Below are 23234 nucleotides of genomic sequence, written 5' to 3' on the forward strand. Positions count from 1 at the left end.
GGCTGTCGCCCCCGGTCCACACGCCGCCCAGGGATTGCTCGTCGGAGTTGACGTGGAGCCGGGTCGGTGCGGTCGAGACGATATGTCGTTCGCGAGTTGGACGAAACCTGCTGAGCGGCAGGGGGCTCGGGGCGTGGTCCGGTGGTGGCACACAGTGGTGGGGGTGCGAAGTTCGGCGGTGGCTGGAGGGTGGCGGGGTTGGGGAGTAGCGTCGGTGGGCATGAGCGCTCATGACGAGTCACGGTTCGCGGCGGAGGTCTACGGGTCACGATTGGAGCGGGCTGCCGAGTTGGCGCGCCACGCTCATCTCGACGCGTTGCTCATCACACCGGGTCCTGACCTGCGGTTCCTCATGGGGTCGCGGGCGCAGTCCTTCGAGCGGCTGACCTGTCTGGTGATCCCGGCCAGCGGGGAGACACCCTCGGTGGTGATCCCGAAGCTGGAGCTGGCCTCGTTGAAGGGATCGGCGGCCGGTGAGCTGGGGTTGCAGATCGTGGACTGGGTGGACGGGGTGGACCCGTATCGCATTGTCCGGAACGTGCTCAATGCCGGTGCGCGGGTGGCGGTCACCGATGTCATGCCCGCCCTGCACCTGCTGCCCATCTCGGATCAGCTTGGCTCGCTACCGGTTTCGGCCACCCCGCTGTTGCGCGAACTGCGAATGGTGAAGGACCCCAGCGAGATCGAGGCCCTGCGCCGGGCCGGCGCGGCCATCGACCGGGTGCACGCCCGCATGGCCGAGTTCCTGCGCCCCGGCCGCACCGAGGCCGAGGTGGGCGCGGATATCGCGGCCGCCATCGTCGAGGAGGGCCACACCGAGGCCGACTTCGTCATCGTGGGCAGCGGCCCGCACGGCGCGGACCCGCACCACCTGGTGTCGGATCGGGTGATCGCGCCGGGTGACGTGGTGGTGATCGATATCGGCGGTCCGGTCGAGCCCGGCTACTTCTCCGATTCCACCCGCACCTACGTACTGGGCGAGCCGAGCGAGGAGGTGGCCGCGCAGTTCGCCGAACTGGAACGCGCCCAAGCGGCCGCGGTGGCCGCCGTGCGGCCGGGCGTCACCGCCGAATCCATCGATGCCGCCGCCCGCGATGTGCTGGCCGCTGCCGAGCTTGCCGACTACTTCGTGCACCGCACCGGCCACGGCATCGGACTGTCGGTGCACGAAGAGCCCTACATCGTGTCCGGCAACGACCTGGTCCTCGCGCCCGGCATGGCCTTCAGCATCGAGCCGGGCATCTACTTCCCGGGAGCCTGGGGCGCGCGCATCGAGGACATCGTGATCGTCACCGAGGACGGCTGCGAGTCGATGAACAACCGCCCCCACGGACTGACCCGCCTATAGCGCCTGGCCGCCTTCGGCCCACGCAGGTACGACGGCCCGGGCCCGCGAGGCCGCCGCTTTCACCGGCTCTCCCTGTCGGGTGCGCACTCGAGAGATTGGACGTGCCGTGTGGCGCACAGTGATCGGTCGCGCACCAATCGGGACCGGTGTCAGTGCCCGGCGGAGTCGCCCTTGAAGACGCTGCTGGCCATCACGCGCTGCACATCGATGGCGATCACGACGCGGGTCGGGTTCTCCCGGGGCTGCCGGTAGCGCCCGGCGTAGCGCTCGACCGCGTCGGCCACCGAATCGGGGTCGTCGAGCACGGTCGCGGGACCCTCGAGGGTGATCCAGCGCGGGCCGTCGACCTGGCTCACCGCCGCGTAGCCCGAGCGCCGCACATTGTTGACCTTGACCGACCCGTCATTGGTGATGATGCGCGCGATGCCGGCCTCGGGATCCCAGGTGAACCCGACCGCGACCACATGCGGGGTGCCGTTGGCGCGCAGTGTGGAGAGCGTGGCGAGGTGGCGTTCGGTGACGAAGTCGGCGGCGGCGGGCGACAGTTCCGGGCGTGCAGCGGTGCTGGTCATGATCCGACGCTAGCAATCCGGCCTCGGGAGCACCGGACAGCGGTGCCCGGGTGGCAAACTGTGGGCCATGGGTTTCGGATCGCGGGACGTCGACAAGGGCGTCGTGCTGGTGCTCGGCGGGCGGAGTGAGATCGGGCTGGAGGTGGCGCGACGGCTGTCGCCCGGCCGGGTGGTGATTCTGGCGGCGCGCCGCAGTGACCAGCTACAGGAACAGACGAAGGAGTTGCTGATCGCCGAGGCGGCGGCGGTGCACTGCGTCGAGTTCGACGCCGACGACATGGCGTCGCACCAACCGCTGCTGGAGAAGATCATCGCCGAGCACGGACGCATCGGCGTGGCCGTGGTGGCATTCGGGATTCTCGGGGATCAGGCTCGGGCCGAGGAGGATCCGGCGCACGCGGTCGAGATCGTGCTGACCGATTTCGTCGCCCAGGTGAGCGTGCTCACCAGTCTGGCGAATCTGCTGCGCGAGCAGGGCGACGGTCAGATCGTGGTGTTCAGTTCCATCGCGGGTGTGCGGGTGCGGCGCGGGAACTACGTATACGGCTCGGCGAAGACCGGTCTGGACGGGTTCGCGTCCGGGTTGCAGATGGCGTTGCACGGCAGCGGAGTTCACCTGCTCATGGTGCGTTCCGGATTCGTCATCGGGCGGATGACGGCCGGGATGGAGCCCGCGCCGCTGTCGAGCACACCCGATCAGGTGGCCGACGCGGTGGTGGCGGGGCTGTATCGGCGGGTGCGGGATGTGGCGGTGCCGCGGCGGATTCGGCTGCTGTTCGTGGCCATGCGCTATGTGCCGTACTCGGTGTGGCGGCGGATGCCGCGATGACCGGAACCTCGCGCCCGTTGATGCCGATTCCGGTGATCGGCATCGGTGCTGACGGCTGGGATGGTCTGGGCGGCGCGGCGCGGCGCGAGATCGCCGCGTGTGAGGTATTGCTCGGCTCCGCACGGCAATTGGTGCTGATCCCCGCGGAAGCGGCGCGGGCGGAGCGGGTGCCGTGGCCTTCGCCGCTGGTGCCCGCGCTGCCGGGACTGCTGGAACGGTACGCGGGGCGGCGGCTCGGTGTGCTGGCCAGCGGCGACCCCATGTTCTTCGGTATCGGGGTGACCTTGACGAAACTGCTTGGGGCGCAGTCCCTGCGGGTGCTGCCGCAGCCGTCGTCGGCGTCGCTGGCCTGCGCACGGCTGGGCTGGGCGCTCAACGAGACGCCGGTGGTGAGCGCGGTCGGGCGGCCTGTGGAGACGGTGCTCCCGGAATTGTCCGGCGGGCGCCGGATGCTGGTGCTGAGTTCCGACCAGCACACTCCGGCGCAGGTCGCGGAGCTGCTGGCGCGCAATGGCTTCGGCGGGTCGGCGCTCACGGTGCTGGAACAGCTCGGCGGGCCGGACGAGCGGATCGTGCGCGGCACCGCCGCGCGGTGGGACCACCCGGCCGGAGATGCGCTGAACGTCGTGGCCATCGACGGTGTCGCCGACCGGGTTTCGCCGCGCCTGACGCGGATGCCGGGCCTGCCCGACGAGGTGTACGGCGGCGACGGCCAGCTCACCAAGGCCGAGGTGCGGGCGCTCACGCTCGCGGCGCTGGCGCCCACACCGGGTGAGCTGCTGTGGGATGTCGGGGGCGGTTCGGGCACCATCGCCATCGAGTGGTGCCGCACGAACCCGGCCTGCCGCGCCGTCGCCTTCGAGCGAATGGAGAACCGCCGCAAGCAGATTGCGGCCAATGCCGTGGCGCTGGGCGTGCCGGGCGTCGAGGTGCGTGGCGCGGCCCCGGAGTCGTTCGCGGAACTGCCCGCGCCGGATGCGCTGTTCATCGGCGGCGGGCTCACCCAGGACGACATGTTCGACGCCTGCTGGGAGCGGCTGCGCCCGGGGGGCCGGCTGGTCGCGAGCGCGGTGACCGCCGAATCCGATGTGCTGCTACTGCGCCTGGCCGAGCGGCACGGCGGCGCGTTGCGCCGTTTCCAGGTGTATCGGGCCGAACCGCTGGGCGGCTTCACCGCCTGGCGGCCACAGCTGCCGGTGACCCAGTGGTCGGTCGTGAAACCCCGTGCGGCAGCGGGCTAGTCGATCGGGGGCAGGGCGATCGGGCCGGGTTCGAACACGGTCACCAGCACGATGAGGTTGCCGTAGGGCGCGTTCCCGTTGGCGAGGCGGTGCGCGGCCCGGGCGAGGGCGGTGCGCCACCCGTACTTGGCCTCGATCTCGGCCTGCACCCGGGGTACGAAAGTGCCCGTGCTCAGCAGGCGGGCCGTGCCCTGGAGCTGGCGGGAACCGAGTTTGGGATTGCCGCGCCAGTCGCCGGGCTGCACCAGCACCCGGCCGTCCTCGGCGAGTTGCTCGGCCTCGGCGGAGAACGACGAGGTCCGGAAGGCGAGACCGTTGTCACCGATGGGGACCACCAGCCGCGGCACGGTGACCAGCCGGCGCGGGCCGGTGGTCCGGGTCACCAGCACCGTTTTCGCCTGCTGCCAGACGGCGGCCGGGCCGGAGATGTCGCCGCGCGCCGGTATCGGGGCGGGCACCGCCGCCCCGGGGCGGGCGAACTGGCTACGTGCGGCCGCCGGGTCGATCATCATGTCGGTCATCGCCTTCGATCCTTCCGTGCCGAATTCCACTGCCGGGCTCGGTGCCAGGCGCAGAGCGAGGCGGTGCCACGGCACCACACAGTGATTGCCATGTATTCGCTCATTCGGCGGCGACCATCTGGCTGTGGACCGGTCCGGCACGGTGTCACAAGAGCGACACACGGGTCAGCCCATCGAGTTTCACCACATGGCACTCGTGGGCCACCCTGCCCCAACACTTCTCGACCACGTCGAGCCCGTCCCCTTCGATAGTCCAGACGTTCCGCAGATCTGGCAACAACACAGGTCAGACGTCGTGAATCTGTAGCGGGGAGATCGCTCGGGGCCGAAGATCCGCCCCAGCGGGGCCGGAAGGATCGCTGCAAAGCCGCCGGGTCACGAGTTCGGCGGAAGGTGAGCGCCAGGGGGAGTCAGCGCCTCCCGGCGGCGCACCGTCCACCGACTGTCAGCGGCGGCAGAAAAGACAGGGGCAGGAACCGGACCGGTCTGTCCGCAGCGGCGTCGTAGAGAAACGCGGGCACGAGTCCGGATCGGGGACCCGAGGCGGGTGCCGACCCGTTTCCGCGCGCACTGCCTGCGCGCGTGGCGTCAGGTGTGTTTACTGGCGTCATGGCACTGTTCGCTCGAATGGTTTCCGCCCTTGCGCAATTCGCGAACCGCCGGGGTGTCTATGCCGGGCGTCGATCCACGAAGGTTCATGTCCGCGTCTATCGGTGGTCGCGGGGCAGCCTGGGCGGGCACCTGCCCGGCCGCCGCGGCGCGCGGATCCTGCTGCTCGATCATGTCGGGGCGAAGAGCGGTGTGCGGCGGACGTCCCCGGTGATGTATGTGGAGGCCGGGGACGCGGTGGCGATCGCGGCGTCCAAGGCTGGGCAGCCCGTTCATCCGGCCTGGTTCCACAACCTGAAGGCCAATCCAGACACCGTGATTCAGATCGGCGGCCAGGTACTGCCGGTGCGGGCTCGGGTAGCCGATCCGGGCGAACGAGATCGGCTGTGGCCGGAGTTCGTCGCGGCGGTGCCGGATTTCGCGTTCTATCAGCAGCAGGCGGGAGAGCGGGTGATACCGGTTGTCCTTCTCGAAACCAGGTGAGGGCGGCGCGACCCGGCAGGTGTGGAACATGGTTGCTCGACTTGCGGGGGGCGGGTTTGGCCTAGGCTGCTCGGCGTGAGTGCCGCTGCGTCGCGAACGATTGCTTTGCCGCACTGCCGGGTGAGCTGTGCCGAGTACGGTGCGGGAGACGGGATACCGGTGCTGTACTGCCACGGCGTGCCCGGAACACATTTGGAGGGTGAGGCTTTCGATGCGGCCGGGATGGCGGCGGGAATTCGCGTCATTGCGGTCGATCGGCCCGGAATGGCGGAATCGTCGTTGCCCGCGGGGGAGCGGGTGGCGGACTGGGTGGGCACGGTGGCCGCGCTGGCGGATCGGCTGGGGCTGGGGCGATTCGGGGTCATCGGGGTGAGTGGTGGCGGGCCGTTCGCGCTGGCCGTCGCGGCCGGGCTGCCCGGCCGGGTCACGGGCGTGGCGCTCGTTTCCGCGCCCGCGCCGCTCGGTGAACAGGCCGACGCCGCGGACCTCGATCCGGCGGCGCGCCGGCGTCGGCGCGGGCTGAATGTCCTGCGGCGGGCCCCTTTTCTGGTGTATCCGATGGCGATGGAGATGTCGCTGGTGATCCGCCGGCAGCACGGGGTCGCGGGACTGGTCGCGCAGATGGCGGAGGTGGATCGCGAGCGGGTCGAGGGCGATCCCGAGCTGGCCGACAAGCTGGAGGCCAATCTGCGGCGCAGTTTCGAGCAGGGCAGCCGTGGTTTCGCTTCCGACATCCGGCTGGTCTTCACCCGCGAATGGGGATTCCGGCTGTCCGACGTGACCGTGCCGGTGCAGGTCTGGCACGGTGAGGTCGACGGCAATGTCCCCGCCGAGGATGCCCGGCGGCTCGCCGCGGCGCTCCCGGACGCCCGGCTGCATCTCGTGCCCGGGGCGGGCCACCTGCTGTTCGTCGAGCGTCCGGCCGACATCCTGGACTCCCTCGGAATCGGCAACACGCCGTGACCGGCGGGTGTCGGGCAACGGTGCAGCCGAGGTCGGAGGCCGACGAGTTCCGCAGGTGTGGACTACCCGCCGTGTCGATCGAGATGTGTTGCCGCCCTATCCCAGTGCGTGGGCGGTGGTGTATCCGAGCAGCGCCGCGCCGAGCCCCGCGATGACGCTCACGGCGACATTGAGCGTGGCGTACAGATACGAGCGCTGCTCGGCGAGACGAATGGTCTCGTAGCCGAACGTGCTGTACGTGGTCAGTGCGCCACAGAATCCGGTGCCCACGAGCGCGTAGGTGGGAGACGAGACCGCGGCGCCGGCGAGCGAGCCCAGGATCAGGCAGCCGGTGAGGTTGACCGTCAGTGTGCCCCAGGGGAAGACGCTGTCGTGGCGGGTCTGGATGGCGCGGTCGGTGAGATACCGCGCCGGGGCGCCGACCATCGCGCCGAGAATGACGAGCAGCGCGGTCATGCGGTGGCCTCCCGGCGTCGGGCGATCTGGTGGGTGCAGGCCGCGCGGGTGAGGCGGACCGCGACCAGGGTCGCGAGCAACGCGCACACCAGGGTGGCGCCCATGTAGGTGAATGCTGTTGCGACCGTGCCCGGTTGCAGCAGTCCGCGGGTTTCGTTGGCGTAGGTGGAGAAGGTGGTGAATCCGCCGAGGATGCCGACGCCGAGGAACGGGCGTACCAGCGGGTGGGCGGTGATGGTCTCGGTGACGATCACCATCAGCACGCCGATGAGGAAGCAGCCGGCCACATTGGTGAGGAAGGTGGCCCACGGGAACCCGGCGACCGGGGTGGGCCACTCCAGCGCGAGCCCGTATCGGGCCAGCGCGCCGAGCGCCCCGCCGATCGAGATCACGGCCAGGATCGCGCCGTGCGATCGCGACGGTTCCTGTGGTTGCCCGGGTTGATGCAGATCGACATCGGGGTCGATCGGTTCGAAGGTCTCGACACCATGGGTCGAATCCAGCTCACTGCTCACACGCGTCTCCTACTCCAGCGCACCCCGAGGGTGTCATTGTGGGGTAGGGACTGTTGGCGGCCGGTGGCCGCGGTTGTTCCGTGAGTTAGGAGCGGCGAGCCCCACCGCCGCATCTCGAAAAGGATAGCGAGCCTACGCGGGTCTCCGTTGGCGATGTGGGTCAGATCACGCCCCATCTGTCGCGGCCTCCGGGTGCGGACGCGGCATCCAGGGTCGCCGGCGGGTGGCCGTGCCGGCGCTGGAAGACGCGGCGGAAGGAACGGGGGTCCTGGCCGAGTTCCGTTGCGATGGAACGGATCCGGTGACTTCGCGGGGAGTCCGGCCCAGCTGCGGGTGGTGAAATCGACGACTTCGAGCGCCGAGTGATTTGACTCGGTGGCGGCCCCCGGTTCAGTATGGGTCGGTCAGCACCTCGCTAGGCGAGGCTCCTGTACGAACACAGGCCACTGATCCGACGACGTCGAGAGACGCCCAGGGTTAGGACAGATCTCCCCGGATTAAGGGGTGATCCGAAGTGGCTTCCCGGCTAAGGGGATACGTCGTGCAGTGCCGAAGCTCTGACGAGAGGGGTGCCCGCAATGTCACTGGTCGTGGCATTGCTTTTCCCCTCCGCCCGGTGCGACACCCGTAGATGAGGTCGACGCGCGTGCGTCCCGGCGGCAAGGAGGTGAGGGGCGAATGAGTTCCGGCGATAGTCCGTATCCCAGTCCGGTTCGAAAACCATTGTCGTTCCCGGCTTGCCGCGCACCGAGCGCTTCCTGAAGCATTCGGAATTTCGTGGCGGGCCGATTCTCCGAAGGAGTTCTCCCATGGCCGTCATCGCGTTTCCGCGTACCCGCACCCCGCTGACCGTCCTGTCGGTGCTCGGCGACTCCGCGCGGCGGGTTCGCGCGCGCCACCACCTCACCGAATCCGAGCGTGCCAACCTGCGCATCGCCCGCTCCCGGGTCGCGGTCTACACCGCCTCCCTGGGCGGTCACCCTTACCACGCGTAGGCCCTCGGGGCCGCGGGCCGACGCCCGCGGCCGCGGCGGGAGGGTGGTCTTCACAGCGGTTTCTCAGCGGCCCGGCGGCACAGTGTCGGCGTGACAAACCATGTGACACTTCCTGATTCGGCCCGCTCCGGGCTGCCCGTCAAGGTCCCGCAGATCACCGCGCTGTTCTGGGTGATCAAGGTGCTCTCCACCGGAATGGGAGAGACCTTCTCCGACTTCCTGGTCAAGCATCTGCCGCCGCTGCTAGCCGTCGGTGGTGCGCTGGTGCTCTTCACCGTGAGCCTGGCCGCCCAGATCCGCGCGCCCCGCTACCGCGTCTGGACCTATTGGACCGCCGTGGTCATGGTGGCCATCTTCGGCACCATGGTCGCCGACATCGTGGATTTCGTGGTCGGAATTCCGCTGGGGATCTCGACTGTGCTGTTCCTGGCCCTGCTCGCGGGCGTGCTGCTGCTCTGGTACCGCGTCGAGGGCACCCTGGATGTGCACAGTATCGATACCCGCCGGCGTGAAGGCTGCTACTGGACCACGGTCGTGGTGACCTTCGCGCTCGGCACCGTCGCCGGCGACTTCACCGCCGCGACACTGCATTTGGGCTACCTGGTGTCGTCCCTGCTGTTCGCTGTCGCGATCGCGGTGCCGGCGGTGGCCCGGCGCTGGGGCGGGATCGATCCGGTGCTCGCCTTCTGGGCCGCCTACGTGGTCACCCGCCCGCTGGGCGCCTCGGTGACCGACTGGCTCGCCTCCGACCGCAGCGACGGCCTGAACCTGGGCACCGGCTGGGTCACCCTCGCCGCGGCGGTCCCCATGGTCGTGCTCATCGCGGTGCTCGCGCGCCGGCAGGACCGGGTGCAGGCGGTCGGCGTGCACCCGTGACGTCGAGAAGGGCTGCAGCGCTCGGGGTTCGGCAAAGCTGCCACGATGTCGAATCGACGCGCGGCAGATTTCAGGGCTGTTCGCCGATATTGCCGATGACCTGGTTGAGGTGGGCGCGGCCGTCCTCGAGCTGGTAGGTGACGCCCGCGATGGCGCAGCGGCCGGAGTCGACCGCGTGCGAGATGATCTGCGAGCGCTCCATCAGCACGCGGCTGGTCTCGGCCACGTGCCGGGCCTCGAGCTCGTCGACGGTGCTCAGGCCCTCGCGGCGGCCGAGCAGGATCGACGGGGTGATGCGCTCGACGAGACTGCGGATGAACCCGCCGGGGACCGCCCCGCCGTCGAGCGCGTCGAGGGTGGCCTTGACGGCGCCGCAGCTGTCGTGACCGAGCACCACGATCAGCGGGACATTGAGCACCTGCACGCCGTATTCGATGGAACCCAGCACCGAGCTGTCGATGACGTGCCCGGCCGTGCGGACCACGAACATGTCGCCGAGGCCCTGGTCGAAGATGATCTCGGCGGCGACCCGGGAATCGCCGCAGCCGAACAGGATGGCGGTGGGGTGCTGGCCGCCGACCAGCTCGGCGCGGTGACCGGCGCCCTGGCTGGGGTGGACCTGGGTGCCCCGCATGAAACGCTCGTTGCCTTCGCGAAGAGATTTCCAGGCGCTGATCGGATTTGAGTGAGGCATATGTCCGATTCTGCACATCGGCGATCGGGTGTGCCGACCCACCCCCGTCCGTTCGTGTTCCGGACGCTTGGTCCGATGACGCGCGGGATTGGACGGTCGGACGACCATCGGTGCGTCTATTGGTTTGTGCAACAAAGGGATTCGTGACATGCCGAGGCCGGTGTGTCGCCTGGCGTGGCGGCGGTGCCGGTTTACCCACCTCCGTGATGTCCATTACAATCTCTTTGGTTTCAGTCCCGTTCGGCCCGGCCGGACGCGGTGGAGTTGTTCGACGCTTTCGGCGCGCGGGATTGGAGACTGTGATGACGGTGTCGGCCGTGACCGATTCACCCCTCGACCATGGCGCGATTCGCGTGCGGATCGATGCCGCCCTGCACGAATTCCTCGACCGGAAGGCCGAATCGGCGGCCGCCCGCCGGCTGCCCGCGGACGTGGTGGGCGCGGTCCGCTCCTTCCTGTTCGCCCGCGGGAACCGGATCCGGTCGCTGTTCTGCGTCCTCGGCTGGTACGCGGGCGGCGGGATCGAACTGCCGGACGCGGTGGTGCGGACCGCGGCCGCGGTCGAACTCCTGCACACCGCCACGCTGATCCACGACGACCTCCTCGACGATCGCGACACCCGCGACGGGCGGCCCACCGTGCATCGCATCGCCGCCGACCGCAGCCGGCGGGTCCGGGACGGGCACGCGGCCGAACGGTTCGGCGCGCGCAGCGCCATCGTCCTCGGCGACTGCGGCCTGGGCTGGGCCCAGGAGCTGCTGCACGGCGCCGGACTCTCCCCGGCGCAGAGCGCGGCGGCCGCGGCGGTGCTCGACACCCTGCGCACCGAGGTGAACTACGGCCGCTACCTGGAACTGGTCACCAGCGGCCGCCCGACCTCGGATCTGGATCAGGCGCTGGAGATCCTGCGCTATCGCACCGTGGCATGCATGGTGGAGCGGCCCCTGCACGTCGGCGCGGCGCTCGCCGACGCGGACGCGGACGTGATGGGGGCGCTGACCGCCTACGCCTGCCCGCTGGGCGAGGCCGCGCGGCTGCAGGACGAGCTGCGCAACGTCTTCCACGATGTCGAGCCGGTCGGCCAGGCCGGCCTGCAGGATCTGCGCGAGGGCAGGCACACCGTCCTGCTCGCGCTGGCCCTGCGCCATGCCAGCCCCGAGCGCCGTGACCACCTGACCGGGCTTGTCGGCAACGCGCGCCTGGACGAATCCGGCGCCGCGCTCTGCCGCGACATCCTGTCCGTCACCGCACGTTTCGAAGTGGAGCGGATGATCGGGCAGCGCCGGATGCTGATCGGGACCGCCCTCGACGACACCCGGATCCCCGAATTCGCGGCGGCGGGACTGCGCACTGCCGCCGACATGATCATCGGCTGAGGCGGGGCGAACGGCCATCTCGCGGCCCGCGCCGAGCGCGAGTTCGCCGTTCTGGCTCGTTGCCGTCGCGCAGGCCGGTTCCTCTGTTACGGTGGCCGAGGCCGGTCCCGGGATCGGCTGGAGCACAAGAGAATTGACTGGTTATGACGCATGGCGGCGTTGCCGATGGGGCACAGGCCGTGGGTGGAGAATCACGCGTGCCGCTGTACTCGGCCGAGTTCGCGGCGGATCCACACCGTATCTATCGTGAGCTGCGGGCGCGATGCGGGTCGCTGGCACCGGTGGAGCTGGCGCCGGGAGTGCCGGCCACGCTGGTGATCGGGTACCGGACGGCACTGCGAATCCTCAACGACCCGGAGCATTTTCCCGCCGATCCGCGCGTGTGGCAGCGCACCGCGCCGCCGGACAGCCCGGTCATGCCGATGCTCGAATGGCGGCCCAATGCGCTGCGCAGCAGCGGATCCGATCATCGGCGGTACCGGACGGTCAATGTGGCCGCACTCGACGCGGTGGATCCGCACGCCCTGCACGCCACCGTGGAACGGGTCGCGATACCGCTGATCAACGCCTTCTGCGCGGACGGGAGCGCGGATCTGGTGTCGCAGTACGCGTTTCCGCTCGCCTTCCACATGATCAACGCACTGCTGGGCTGCCCGCCGGCCATCGGGCAGCGCATCGCGGCCGGCCAGGCGGCGATCTGGGAGGGCGTCGACGCCGAGGCCGGGAACCAGATGATCACCTCGGCCGTGCTGGAGCTGGTCGTGCTCAAACGCGCCCAGCCCGGCGACGACGTCGTGTCGCGGCTGGTCGCGCACCCGGCGGAGCTCACCGACGAGGAGATGATCCACCAGATCGTCACCCTCTACGGCGCGGGCATCGAACCCGAGCAGAACCTCATCGTCAACACCCTGCGGCTCATGCTCACCGACACCCGGTTCGCCGGAAGCCTGCTGGGTGGCAGCTTGTCCACCCGCGGCGCCCTGGACGAGGTGCTGTTCACCGACCCGCCCGGCGCGAACTACTGCGTCAGTTATCCGCGGCATCCGATTCTCGTCGACGGCGTGTGGCTGCCGGCGCATCAGCCGGTGGTGGTGAGCATGGCGGCCTGCAACAACGATCCCGCGGTCGGCGCGCGCGAATTCACCGACAACCGCGCGCATCTCGCGTGGAGCGTCGGACCGCACGCGTGCCCGGCCCGGTCGCCGGCCTACCTCATCGCCCAGGACGCCATCGACCAGCTGCTCGACGCGCTGCCGGAACTGCGGCTCGCCGTCCCCGACGCCGAATTGATCTGGCGGCCGGGGCCTTTCCATCGCGCGCTGAGCGCACTTCCCGTCGTTTTCCCGCCGGCCCTGCCCATGCACGTGAACTGAGGAGAACACCAATGACCGCCGAATCCATCACCCTCGACCCCACCGGCGTCGACACCCAGGGCGAGATCGCCCGGCTCCGCGAGCGCGGACCCGCCACCCTGGTGGAGCTGCCCGGTGGGGTGCGCGCGTGGTCGGTCACCGATACCCGCCTGCTCGAACTGCTGCTCACCGATGCCCGGGTGTCCAAGGACGCGCGTCAGCACTGGCCCGCGTTCATCAACGGTGAGGTGCAGACCGACTGGCCGTTGTTCGCATGGGTGGCGGTGAACAATATGTTCACCGCCTACGGCGCCGACCACCGGCGACTGCGCAAGCTCGTCGCGCCCGCCTTCACCGTGCGCCGCAGCGCCGCCCTGCAGCCGCAGATCGAGGCCATCACCGCGGAACTGCTCGACACGCTGGCCGCATTGCCGGCCGGTGAGGTGGTCGACCTGCGCGAGGCGTTCTGCTACCGGCTTCCCATCCGCGTCATCTCCGAATTGATGGGTGTCCCGGACGAGATGCTGCCCGGCCTGCGGGTCTGCGCCGACGCTCTGTTCGACACCACCCTCGGCGCGGAGGAAGCGGCGGCCAACTACTTCGAGCTCTACCGCCTGCTCGGCGAACTCGTCGTCCGCAAGCGTGCCGAGCCCGGCGACGACCTGACCAGCGCGCTCATCGCCGCGCGCGACGACGAGGACGGTTCGCGACTGGCCGAACAGGAACTGGTCGACACCCTGCTGCTGGTCATCAGCGCGGGCCACGAGACCACCATCAACCTGCTCGACCAGGCCATCACCGCCGCACTCGGGCACCCCGATCAGCTGAAGGCGCTGCGCGCGGGGGAGGTCGCCTGGCCCGAACTGGTCGAGGAGTCATTGCGTTTCGAGACCGCGGTCGTACATGCCCCGCTGCGATTCGCCGTCGAGGACATCGACTACGAGGACGTCCATATCGCCAAGGGCGACCCCATCATCGTCTGCTACGCCGCCCCCGGCCGCGACGTGAAGGTGCACGGCGACACCGCCACCGAATTCGACGTCACCCGGGAGAACAAGAGCCACATGGCTTTCGGCCACGGCGTCCACCACTGCCTCGGCGCGCCCCTGGCCCGCCTGGAGGCGAACATCGCACTCCCGCAGCTCTTCCACCGCTTCCCCGACCTGCGCCTGGCCGTCCCGGTGGACGAACTCCCCGCGCTGCCCAGCTTCATCTCCAACGGACATGCCTCGCTGCCCGTCCATCTCACGGCCGACCGGTAGTCCGCGAGCGGTATCAGGGCACGATGTCGGCGCGGCCGCGCATCGTGCCCGCCGCCGGCCCCCGATAGGCTTCCGGGCCTCCGTCGAGCCCGAAGCGCTCGGTCGCGATCTCGAGGACACCCTCGTGCAGGGATCGATCAGCTCGATCAGTTCACTGCGGCTGGGTCGCGCGGGGGCGGCGGAAACTCGGGCTGGTCCGATCGATCGCGGAAAGGCGTACGGCCTCAGGGGAAGAAGCGGGCGATGGCCGGTCGGAGGCGGGCGGATTCGAAATCGTCGGTGGGCAGGGCGAGTTGCTCGAGGATCAGGCCGTTGACGAGAGTGAGGAGGTCGGCGGCGGCGGCTTCGGGGTCGGCGGCTCCGGCGCCGCGGAGTTCGCCGGCGAAGGCGGCGCGCTGGGTGGCACCCCATTCGTCGAGGCTGGCCCGGAGGGTGGGGCGGCGGGCGACTTCCAGGAAGAACTCGTAGCGGGCGACGGCGGCGTCGCGGTCGCCGGCCAGGGTTCCGGTCACGTAGTCGACGAGGCGTGAAATCCGTTGGGGGACATCCACATCCGGTAAGCCATCGAACAGGGCGCGGACCTCGTCGATCTGCCGGGCGGCCAGTTGGCGCAGGGCTTCGTCGAGCAGTTGGTCGAGCGTGCCGAAGTAGTAGCGGGCGTTGCCGTGGGTGGTTCCCGCCTCCGCGGCGACGGCGCGGTGGGTCACCGCGCGGGCGCCTTCGCGGGCCAGTAGTCGGATCGCGGCTTCCAGCAGGGCCTCGCGGCGGGCGGCCCCCCGGGCCATCCGCGGCTCGCGCACGGAGGTCGTCATGGAGGTCATCGTACCGTCGACCTCGATTCGCGAATTTTCTCCAAATGGAGAAAACTCGAGGTACGGTGTGCGCAGTCAACACAACGGTTGGCAGCGAAGGACGGGTATGACCAACACGATCATCACCGGGCGGGTACGCACGCTCGATCCGAACACCCCGGAGGCCCAGGCACTCGTGCTGTCCGGGGGACGCGTTCTGGCAGTGGGCGACCGCGACACCATGCGGGCGGCGGCCGGGCCGGACGCCCGGCACGTCGACGCCGGCGACGGCGTGGTCCTGCCCGGACTCATCGACACCCACCCGCACGTCATGCACTTCGGGATGCTGGCGGGCGGGCTGGTGGATCTGACCGACGCGGTCGATCACGCGGACATCGTGGCGCGGATCCGGGCCAAGGCCGCGGAAACGCCGCCCGGGCAGTGGATCATGTGCACGCCGGTGGGCGAGCCGCACTACTTCATCCGCCGTTCCGAGCGGGACCTGCTCGAGCGTCGCCTGCCCGATCGGTGGACCCTCGACACCGCGACCGACGCGCATCCGGTGCTCATCCAGGCCTGGGCGCCCCGCATGCCGAATGTGGTGGCGTTCAACACCGCCGGGCTGCGGGCCGTCGGGCTCACCGCGTTCATCCCGGACCGGGTCTGCGATGTCGAGATCGAGAAGAACGAATCCGGCGACCTGACCGGAATCCTGCGGGGACCCGTGACGAACTACTACACCTACGACCCCTTCTGGGGTCAGATCCTCACCAAACTGCCACCGCCGGACATGGCGAACGCGGTCGCCGGGACGACGGCCGAAATGGCCCGTTACTCGGCGCAGGGGGTGACCAGCGTGTACGAGGGTCACGCCATGGAACCGGAACACCTTGCGCTGTACCGGCATCTGCGCGCCACCGATGCCCTGACCCTGCGCGTCCAGGCGACGCTGGATGCCGAGTCGGTCATCTTCTATCCGTTCGATCCGCTGACCGGCGCCGAGTTCGACGACCGGCTGCGCCACCTCGCCGAGTTGGCCTCGGATCTCGACGACGATCTGCTGCGCGTCGACGGTCTCACCTTGAGCCCCGGCGGCCCGTGCTTCTCGGGCTACTTCGCCACCTACGAGACCTACTCGGACCCGTTCGGCCGTCCCACGCGCGGTGTGCGTTTCGTGTCGCTGGAGAAGGAGGAGGCGTTCGTCAGGTTCTGCGCCGCCAACGACATTCGCGCGAACCTGTGCCTCGGCGCCTACCGCGAGCACGACGACTTCCTCGACATCGCCGAACGCGTGGTGCGCGAACACGATTTCCGCGACCGGCGCTGGATCCTGCAGCACGCCATGACGATCACGCCGCGGCAGGCCCGCCGCTACGCCGACCTCGGCTTCCAGGTCACCACCAGTGCGGGCTTCGCGTGGGGGAAGGGCGCGATGTACGGCGAGCGGATGGGCGAGCACGTCTGGCGCGATCTGGAACCGCTGCACCGGCTCACCGAATGCGGCTTGGACCTGGCGGGCGGATCGGATTGGGGACCGAAGAATCCGTGGGAGCAGATCGAACTCGCGCACACCCACCGATTCGCCGGCAGCGACCACCGCAATGACGGACCCGACCAGAAGGTGTCCCGCGCCGACGCGCTGCACATGTGGACCACGGGTGCGGCGAAGGTGCTCGGCTGGCCCGGAATCGGTTCGCTCGCACCGGGAAACCACGCCGATGTGGTGATCGTGGACCGCGACCCGGTGACATGCCCGATCGACGACCTACGGGACACCAAGGTGCTGCGCACTTATCTGGGCGGCACGGCCGTCCACGACAGCGGCGATCTCGCCGCAGCCGCCGAGACTCAGGAGGTACGCGCGTGAACGCCCGGGCAACGGATCGTGTGCTCGCTCGGATCGACGGCCTGCGTGACGAATTGGTGGCCGAGCTCGCCGAGGCCATCGCCATCCGCAGCGTGAACCCCACCTATCCGGACCAGGACTACGAGGACCTGGTCGGCGGCGAGTCGGCGGTCTCCGGGCTGCTGGCCGGGCTGTACCGGCAGGCCGGCGCGGAGACCGAACTGTTCGGCAAGGCCGCGGGCCGCGACAATGTCGTCGGGGTGCTGCGCGGGCACGGCGGCGGACGGTCGCTGATCTTCAACGGTCATGTCGATGTCGTTCCGGCCGATGACGCCGCGCAATGGACGCACGACCCGTTCACCGCCTTCGTCGACGACACCCATGTGTGGGGCCGGGGCTCGGTGGACATGAAGGGCGGACTGATCGCCCAGGCGTTCGCCGCCATGGCATTACGGCAGGCCGGAGTGCGGCTGCGCGGCGACCTGATCCTGCAGGGCGTGGCGGGCGAGGAGAATCTCGAACACCACATGGGGACCTCCGCGGTCCTCGAGCGCGGCTTCACCGCGGACGCGGCGATCATCGCCGAGCCCACCGGCGCCCGCGTCCCGCTGACCGTCATGCCCGCGACTCCCGGCGTGCTGGTCATGCGCATCTCGGTCACCGGGCGTGCGGCGCACGCGTCGATGCGATCCCACATGCGGGCCGGGTATCCCGGCGAACCGGTTGCCGCCAGCGCGATCGACGCGGCCCTGCGCATCCACGACGGGTTGCGCCGGCTGGAGGACGAGTGGGTGGTGAGCCGGGTCGATCCGCTGTTCGACAAGGGCCAGTTCACCATCGGTCTCGATGTGATCGACGGCGGTGCGCGCGGCAGCCGCAATGTCGCGTTCATCCCCGACGAGACCACCCTCGACTACGCGATCTTCTATCCGCCGGCGGTGCCGGTGGCCGAGATCCAGTCGGAGATCGTGCAGACGGTCACCGGCATCGCGCAGCAGGACCCGTGGTTGCGCGCCAACCCGCCGCGCATCGACTGGCCCATGCACTATCCGGGCGGGCGCACCGACGGGGATCATCCGTTCACCCGGACGGTCTGCGCGGCGCGTGAACGGGCCGCGCTCGACACCGCCTTCGCGGGTGTGCCCGAGGTGCGGCCCTTCCCGTCGGCCACCGATCTCACCTGGTTCACCGCGGCCGGCATCCCCGCCGTCGGGCTGGGGCCGGGGCCTCTGGTCATGGCGCACGCGGTGGACGAGCGGTGCGCGATCGATGAACTGGTCTGTGCCGCAAAGACATACGCGACAGCCGCGATCGACTGGTGCGGTACGGATTGAACGCTCCCAAGCCCCGCCTGGTCGTCGGCATCTCGGGGTCGAGCGCGCCGCAACTGGGCATCACCCTGCTGCGCGCGCTCGCCGAAACCCGGGCGGTGGAAACGCATCTGGTCATCTCGCACGGGGCGCGGCGCTGCATCCGGCTCGAAACCGGTTCGAGCGTCGAGGAGGTGGCAGCGCTGGCCGATGTCGTCCACCACCCCGCCGACCTGGCCGCCGCCATCTCCTCGGGGTCCTTCCGGACCCTGGGCATGGCCGTGGTGCCGTGCTCGGCGCGCACGCTCGCGGCCGTGGCCACCGGGCACGGCGACAACCTGCTGGCCCGGGCGGCGGACGTCACCCTCAAGGAACGCCGCCCGCTGGTGCTGGCGGTGCGCGAGACACCGCTCAACCTGATCCACATCCGGAACATGGAGACCGTCACCCTCGCCGGGGCGACGGTGCTGCCACCCGTGCCGGCCTTCTATCACCGGCCCCGGACCATCGATGACCTGCTCCGGCAGACCGCCGGCAAGATCCTCGACCAATTCGGCATCGACCACCACCTTTTCGCCCGCTGGCACACTCCCGAAGAGGACCGATGAACCACGCCCGCACCGATTTCCGAGCATTTCTGGACACCCTCACCGAGGCGGGGCTGATGCATGGCATCGACGAGCCCGTCGACCCGTACCTCGAGGCCGGCGCGATCAACCGCCACCTCCTCGAATCCGGGCTGCCCGGACCGATCTACAGTTGCATCAAGGATTCGATTCCAGGAATGCGCTTGGCGGCCAACATGTTCGCGACCTTCCCGGGTGTCGCGATCGCGCTCGGCCTGCCCGCCGACACCGATGTGCACGACATCATCGACTGCTATCGCGAACGATTCGGCCGCACCACCGAACCCGTCGTCGTCGCCGAGGGGGAGTGTCAGCAGAACGTCCTGCTCGGCGACGACGCGGACCTCACCGGACTGCCCGCCATCCACGGCCACCCCGGTGACGGCGGCCGGTATCTGGGCACCTTCGGCGTCAGCGTCACCAAGGACCCCGACAGCGACTGGACCAACTGGGGCATCTACCGCGGCATGATCCACGGGCCCCGGGCGCTCGGCATCACCCTGCATCCGCAGATCAACCACGGCGGCCGCATCATGGCCGCCTACCACCGCGCGGACCGTCCCATGCCGTACGCCATGTTCTTCGGCGGTGACCCGCTCTACACGATCCTGGGCGGTCCGGGCGCGCCGCCCGGAGTCTCGGAGGTCGACATCGCGGGCGGGATGCGCGGCCGCCCGGTCGAACTCGTGCGGTGCAAGACCGTCGATCTCACCGTCCCCGCCGATGCCGAGATCGTGGTCGAGGGCACGGTGTCCCCGGGTGACGTCCTGCCCGAGGGGCCGTTCGCCGAATACCCCGGCTACCTGGTCTCCGATCCGGCCCCGGCCCCGGTCGTGCGGGTCACCGCCGTCACCTATCGGCACCGGGCGATCCTGCCGACGTGCAGTATGGGCATCCCGATGGACATGGTGTTCCCGCAGATCCAGATGGCGGCGAACTTCAAACGCGCCCTGCTGCAGGCCAGACTGCCCATCGACAAGGTCGGGGTACCCCGGGCCGGCAATGGGATGGCCGTCGTCGTCTCGACCGACACCCCGATCGCGGGACTTCCGCAGCGCATCGCCGCCACCATCTGGTCCGACGCGGCCGGTAGCAAACTCACGCCCTACGTCATCGTGGTGAACACCGACGTCGACCCCATGGACACCGATGCCGTCCTGCACGCCATCGTGGCCAAATGCCATCCGGCACGGGACATCCACGTCTACCCCGGCTTCTACAACGCACCCTTGCAGCCCTACCTGCCGCCGGGTCCGCACCGCGCCCTCGGGGCCGGCGGCGCGAACGTCCTGCTCGACTGCACCTGGCCGATCGACCTTGCACCACAGGACATTCCGTTGCGGAGCGACTTCGCGACCAGCTATCCGGACGACCTCAAACGCCGGATCAAGCACCGCGTCGCCGCCTGGAATCCGACCCCGATCGACGTCCGCGGAAAGAACTGAGGGCTTCGACATGAGTACATTCGTGCTGATTCACGGTGGGAGCCATGGCGCGTGGTGCTGGTACAAGATCGTGCCGCTGCTCGAATCCCACGGGCACACGGTCGTGACACCCGACCTGCCGGGCCACGGCAGGGACCGCACCCCGGCCAAGGGGTTGACCGGTGCCGCCTATCTCGATCGCGTGGGATCGGTCCTGAATTCGCTGGCGGACAAGGCGATTCTGGTCGGTCACTCGATGGGCGGAGTCACGGTGAAGGCGGCCGCGGAACGCTATGCGGACCGGATCGCGGGGGTCGCCTACGTCGCCGCCGACGTGGTCGCGGGCGGGCAGTCCCTCGTCACCGATCCGGCCCTGGCGGACATTCTGGTGACGCTGGGTCCCCACATCTCGGCCGACACGGACGCCGAGACCTTCGACATCGCGCACCAGGCGGCCACGCGATACTTCTACAACGACTGCGACGCAAGCGATATCGCCCTCGCGCTCCGGCTGCTCACCCCCGAGCCGACCGCGACCATCACCAGCCGCCTCGACCACACCACCGACCGATACCTGGCCCTCCCTCGATTGGGAGTGATCACCTCGGAGGACGCGCTCCTCCCCGCCGATGTCCAGCAGACCCTCTACCGGCGTGACGGCATCACCGACACGGTCTCGCTGCCCACCGGGCACTCCCCGTTCCTGTCCGCGCCCGGCGCGCTGGCCGCGCACCTGCTGGACTTCGCGGATCGCGTGGGATAGTCCGGCGACATCTTGCGATGCGCGTCCGGCGATGGCGTGGGCCGATGAGTTTGGGCGAGTGGCGCGGTCTGTAGGGAGGAACAACGAACCGCAGCCATGCCGGTGTGAGGTGACGGATCGATGGCCGGGCCCTCACCGCGCTCTCATCGGCAGGCTGCGCTGAGCCGGGAGGTTATTTCGAGTGTCGAACGCTATGTCTCGTGACGAGTTGTGGGCCATGGCTCACGCCGAACGTGCGGCGCTGGCCGATGATCTCGCCGATCTGACCGATCGGCAGTGGGCGGAGCGGTCGCTGTGCGGAGAGTGGACGGTGGAGGAGGTCGTCGCCCACCTCACCGCGGCGGCGAGTACCGGCCGAATCCGGTGGCTGGTCAGCGCTTTCGGGGCCCGTTTCGACTTCGAGAAACACAATGCCCGGCGGCTGGCCGAGCACCGGGGCGCGACTCCGGCGGAGACGTTGGATCGATTCCGGGCGATCATCACCAGCACCACCGCGCCGTTCGGCCATACGGCTGCCTGGCTCGGCGAGGTGGTCGTCCACGGCCAGGACATCCGCCGTCCGCTGGGCCTGCCGCGCGAGCCCTCGATCGAGGCCGTCACCGAGGTCGCCCGGTTCTTCGCGAGCCGGGACTTCACTGTCCGCAGCCGCAGCGCTGTCGAAGATCTGCGGCTCGAAGCGAGCGACGGACCCTTCGCCATCGGAACCGGCCCTCTGGTCAGCGGAACGACCATCGCCTTGACCATGGCGATGGCGGGACGAGCCGCCTATTGCGACGACCTCACCGGACCCGGCGTGCCCACGCTACGCAGCCGTCTCTGAAACCGTCTCGAACTCCGCCACGACTGGGGCCTGAGGACGATCTTGCCGTGGGTGTGGCGGAGTTCGAGTTCGGTGCAGGCCTCGCGGACCTGTGCCAGCGGGTGGAAACTGGGAGCCCGACTCTGTGTCCGCGACACTTCGGTGCCTGCCGAACCTTTGCGGCTCTAGCGTAATGAGCATGTTGGATCTTCCGGTACCGCCGGTTTCGCCCGGCGAGCATGGTGTGGCGTGGTTGCGTGCGCAGGTGGCGCGGTTCAGTGAGGGGGACGAGCATTCGCGGCGGCGCGCGATCGTGGAGCGTGAGCTGGCGGCGGTGGACGCGGTTGCGTTGCGTCGCGGGCGTGGGCATCACGTCGCGGAGTTGGCTGCGGCGCTGGGTGTTCGGGTGTCGGTTGCCGATGTCGAGTTGGTCGCGGAGTGCTATCGACCGCATCGGCCGGTGAGCGCGGCCGCGGATGCGGCGGTCGATCGGCTGGTCGCCGCGTTCGGGGGAGTCGCCGACGAGGTGACCGCGAATCGGATCGGGATTCTGGTGCAGGCGTGCGTGGCCACCTCGGCGCTGATCGCCGGCGACAATCCGCCGGTGCCCGGAACTCGCCGCGTCGGTGCGGGAGGTGAACTCGTGGAAGTCGATCTGACCGGACAACCTTTCGGCGCTGGTCGTCATGCCTGCCCTGGTCGGGCGCACGCGCTGGCGCTGGCCGCGGCGGCCGGGCGCTTCCATCAGCTCCACTATCAGGACACGCCGCTGCTGCTGCCGAATGTGTGGGATTTCGCCACGGCGGCGGCGCTGGTCGCCGACGGCTATCCGGCGATCGGGACCACCAGTCTCGGAGTGGCTGCGGCGCACGGACTTCCGGACGCGGCCGGGTCGACCCTGAACGAAACTCTCACGCTGGCAGCCGCACTCGTCCGGCTCCCGGTCCCGGTGACCGTCGACATCGAATCGGGGTTCGGCGCAGACCCGCGCGAGCTGGCCGCGCGCCTGTGGGAATTGGGCGTGGCGGGAGTGAACGTGGAGGACGCTGCAGGCGACCCCGGCGCCCACGCCGACCTGGTCCGCGCCCTCAAGGACGGCGCGCCCGGACTGTTCGTCAACGCCCGGGTCGACACCTACTGGCTGGACCGCGACCACGACACCACCCGCGACCGCGCTCACCGCTACGTCGACGCCGGTGCCGACGGCATCTTCGTCCCCGGCCTCACCCGCGACGATGACATCGCAGCACTCGTCGAAGCGATTCCCGTGCCGCTCAACGTCCTTGCGCAACGTCCACTCGCTGATCTGGCACGTCTCGGCGTCCAACGCGTCAGTACGGGTTCCCTCCTCTACCGCGCGGCTCTGGACGCGGCGCTGACCGCCGCGCGCACTGTCCGCGACGGCGGTCGTATCGAACCGGCAACGTCCTACGGGGCCATCGGCGCCCTGATACCCGCCCCGCCGGATCCGGCAGCGACGCCGGGGAATGCTGACCGGCCGTGAAACAGCTCGAACGGGAGCTTTCTCGAATTCCCGTCACGGACCACCTGATCGGACGGGGACAGCGGGCATAGTCCGGGGC

At 69.6% G+C, this 23234-nt stretch carries 23 protein-coding genes and 1 riboswitch; of the genes, 17 read left to right on the forward strand and 6 right to left on the reverse strand.

Annotation, left to right across the window (positions count from 1 at the left end; all coding sequences use genetic code 11):
• Positions 1-220: 220 nt before the first annotated feature.
• Positions 221-1348, forward strand: coding sequence for a M24 family metallopeptidase (locus ACFXKA_RS09510; RefSeq protein ID WP_379426800.1), 1128 nt, complete (start codon positions 221-223; stop codon positions 1346-1348).
• Between the two features lie 149 nt (positions 1349-1497).
• Here the strand turns inward: ACFXKA_RS09510 and ACFXKA_RS09515 are convergent, their stop codons facing one another.
• Positions 1498-1920: a PPOX class F420-dependent oxidoreductase gene (locus tag ACFXKA_RS09515; protein WP_354832195.1), complete on the reverse strand. Its 423-nt coding sequence runs from the start codon at positions 1918-1920 to the stop codon at positions 1498-1500.
• A 67-nt stretch (positions 1921-1987) separates the two neighbouring features.
• On the opposite strand from ACFXKA_RS09515, the gene ACFXKA_RS09520 reads away from it, so the two are divergent.
• Entirely contained in the window at positions 1988-2749 is a 762-nt protein-coding gene (locus ACFXKA_RS09520; protein WP_379426801.1) for an SDR family NAD(P)-dependent oxidoreductase, read from the forward strand.
• Positions 2746-3990 carry a precorrin-6y C5,15-methyltransferase (decarboxylating) subunit CbiE gene (gene cbiE, locus ACFXKA_RS09525; RefSeq protein ID WP_379426802.1) on the forward strand — a complete coding sequence of 415 codons (1245 nt, stop codon included), beginning with the start codon at positions 2746-2748 and terminating at the stop codon, positions 3988-3990. Before ACFXKA_RS09520 ends, cbiE begins: the two co-directional genes overlap by 4 nt.
• On the opposite strand, the gene ACFXKA_RS09530 is transcribed toward cbiE, so the two are convergent.
• Positions 3987-4511, reverse strand: coding sequence for a hypothetical protein (locus tag ACFXKA_RS09530; protein ID WP_379426803.1), 525 nt, complete (start codon positions 4509-4511; stop codon positions 3987-3989). The genes cbiE and ACFXKA_RS09530 overlap by 4 nt on opposite strands.
• Positions 4512-5138: 627 nt before the next feature.
• Here ACFXKA_RS09530 and ACFXKA_RS09535 point away from each other — a divergent pair.
• Both ACFXKA_RS09535 and ACFXKA_RS09540 read left to right on the forward strand, forming a co-directional pair.
• Entirely contained in the window at positions 5139-5603 is a 465-nt protein-coding gene (locus tag ACFXKA_RS09535; RefSeq protein WP_379426804.1) for a nitroreductase/quinone reductase family protein, read from the forward strand.
• A gap of 75 nt (positions 5604-5678) precedes the next feature.
• A complete protein-coding gene (locus tag ACFXKA_RS09540; protein ID WP_379426805.1) occupies positions 5679-6566 on the forward strand; it encodes an alpha/beta fold hydrolase in 888 nt (295 codons plus the stop codon).
• Between the two features lie 96 nt (positions 6567-6662).
• Here the strand turns inward: ACFXKA_RS09540 and crcB are convergent, their stop codons facing one another.
• Both crcB and ACFXKA_RS09550 read right to left on the reverse strand, forming a co-directional pair.
• Positions 6663-7022 (reverse strand): fluoride efflux transporter CrcB, encoded by a 360-nt coding sequence (gene crcB, locus ACFXKA_RS09545; RefSeq protein ID WP_379426806.1) that lies wholly within the window; start codon positions 7020-7022, stop codon positions 6663-6665.
• A complete protein-coding gene (locus ACFXKA_RS09550; RefSeq protein WP_379426807.1) occupies positions 7019-7537 on the reverse strand; it encodes a fluoride efflux transporter FluC in 519 nt (172 codons plus the stop codon). Before ACFXKA_RS09550 ends, crcB begins: the two co-directional genes overlap by 4 nt.
• A gap of 404 nt (positions 7538-7941) precedes the next feature.
• A riboswitch (M-box (ykoK) riboswitch) is annotated at positions 7942-8113 on the forward strand.
• A gap of 233 nt (positions 8114-8346) precedes the next feature.
• On the opposite strand from ACFXKA_RS09550, the gene ACFXKA_RS09555 reads away from it, so the two are divergent.
• Together ACFXKA_RS09555 and ACFXKA_RS09560 are read left to right on the forward strand one after the other, a co-directional pair.
• Positions 8347-8532 (forward strand): hypothetical protein, encoded by a 186-nt coding sequence (locus tag ACFXKA_RS09555; protein WP_354833141.1) that lies wholly within the window; start codon positions 8347-8349, stop codon positions 8530-8532.
• A 90-nt stretch (positions 8533-8622) separates the two neighbouring features.
• Positions 8623-9408 carry a hypothetical protein gene (locus ACFXKA_RS09560; protein ID WP_354832208.1) on the forward strand — a complete coding sequence of 262 codons (786 nt, stop codon included), beginning with the start codon at positions 8623-8625 and terminating at the stop codon, positions 9406-9408.
• Positions 9409-9478: 70 nt separating this feature from the next.
• Here ACFXKA_RS09560 and ACFXKA_RS09565 read toward each other — a convergent pair whose 3' ends face one another.
• On the reverse strand, positions 9479-10102 hold the full coding sequence (locus tag ACFXKA_RS09565) for a carbonic anhydrase (protein ID WP_379426808.1): 624 nt from the start codon (positions 10100-10102) through the stop codon (positions 9479-9481).
• 317 nt (positions 10103-10419) lie between these two features.
• Here ACFXKA_RS09565 and ACFXKA_RS09570 point away from each other — a divergent pair, with 317 nt between their 5' ends.
• From ACFXKA_RS09570 to ACFXKA_RS09580, 3 genes are all read left to right on the forward strand, one after another.
• Positions 10420-11478: a polyprenyl synthetase family protein gene (locus ACFXKA_RS09570; protein ID WP_379426809.1), complete on the forward strand. Its 1059-nt coding sequence runs from the start codon at positions 10420-10422 to the stop codon at positions 11476-11478.
• Between the two features lie 143 nt (positions 11479-11621).
• The gene (locus ACFXKA_RS09575) at positions 11622-12851 is read left to right on the forward strand and encodes a cytochrome P450 (RefSeq protein WP_379426810.1); all 1230 of its coding nucleotides are present in this window, start codon (positions 11622-11624) and stop codon (positions 12849-12851) included.
• An 11-nt stretch (positions 12852-12862) separates the two neighbouring features.
• Positions 12863-14092, forward strand: a complete 1230-nt coding sequence (locus ACFXKA_RS09580; protein WP_379426811.1) for a cytochrome P450 — start codon at positions 12863-12865, stop codon at positions 14090-14092.
• 224 nt (positions 14093-14316) lie between these two features.
• Here ACFXKA_RS09580 and ACFXKA_RS09585 read toward each other — a convergent pair whose 3' ends face one another.
• Complete coding sequence (locus ACFXKA_RS09585) at positions 14317-14904, reverse strand: TetR/AcrR family transcriptional regulator (RefSeq protein ID WP_379426812.1); 588 nt, start codon at positions 14902-14904, stop codon at positions 14317-14319.
• A gap of 106 nt (positions 14905-15010) precedes the next feature.
• Between ACFXKA_RS09585 and ACFXKA_RS09590 the strand changes: the two genes are divergently transcribed.
• From ACFXKA_RS09590 to ACFXKA_RS09620, 7 genes are all read left to right on the forward strand, one after another.
• The gene (locus ACFXKA_RS09590; protein WP_379426813.1) at positions 15011-16750 is read left to right on the forward strand and encodes an amidohydrolase; all 1740 of its coding nucleotides are present in this window, start codon (positions 15011-15013) and stop codon (positions 16748-16750) included.
• Complete coding sequence (locus ACFXKA_RS09595) at positions 16747-18063, forward strand: M20 family metallopeptidase (protein ID WP_379426814.1); 1317 nt, start codon at positions 16747-16749, stop codon at positions 18061-18063. The genes ACFXKA_RS09590 and ACFXKA_RS09595 overlap by 4 nt, the downstream gene beginning before the upstream one ends.
• A complete protein-coding gene (locus ACFXKA_RS09600) occupies positions 18048-18647 on the forward strand; it encodes a UbiX family flavin prenyltransferase (protein WP_379426815.1) in 600 nt (199 codons plus the stop codon). The genes ACFXKA_RS09595 and ACFXKA_RS09600 overlap by 16 nt, the downstream gene beginning before the upstream one ends.
• On the forward strand, positions 18644-20110 hold the full coding sequence (locus tag ACFXKA_RS09605) for a UbiD family decarboxylase (protein WP_379426816.1): 1467 nt from the start codon (positions 18644-18646) through the stop codon (positions 20108-20110). Before ACFXKA_RS09600 ends, ACFXKA_RS09605 begins: the two co-directional genes overlap by 4 nt.
• Positions 20111-20120: 10 nt before the next feature.
• Positions 20121-20852, forward strand: a complete 732-nt coding sequence (locus ACFXKA_RS09610; protein WP_379426817.1) for an alpha/beta fold hydrolase — start codon at positions 20121-20123, stop codon at positions 20850-20852.
• A 193-nt stretch (positions 20853-21045) separates the two neighbouring features.
• Positions 21046-21672 carry a maleylpyruvate isomerase family mycothiol-dependent enzyme gene (locus ACFXKA_RS09615; protein WP_379426818.1) on the forward strand — a complete coding sequence of 209 codons (627 nt, stop codon included), beginning with the start codon at positions 21046-21048 and terminating at the stop codon, positions 21670-21672.
• A gap of 178 nt (positions 21673-21850) precedes the next feature.
• Positions 21851-23155: an isocitrate lyase/phosphoenolpyruvate mutase family protein gene (locus ACFXKA_RS09620; protein WP_379426819.1), complete on the forward strand. Its 1305-nt coding sequence runs from the start codon at positions 21851-21853 to the stop codon at positions 23153-23155.
• Positions 23156-23234 lie beyond the last annotated feature (79 nt).

This window comes from Nocardia sp. NPDC059228 (genome assembly GCF_042754245.1).
Classification (GTDB): Bacteria; Actinomycetota; Actinomycetes; order Mycobacteriales; family Mycobacteriaceae; genus Nocardia.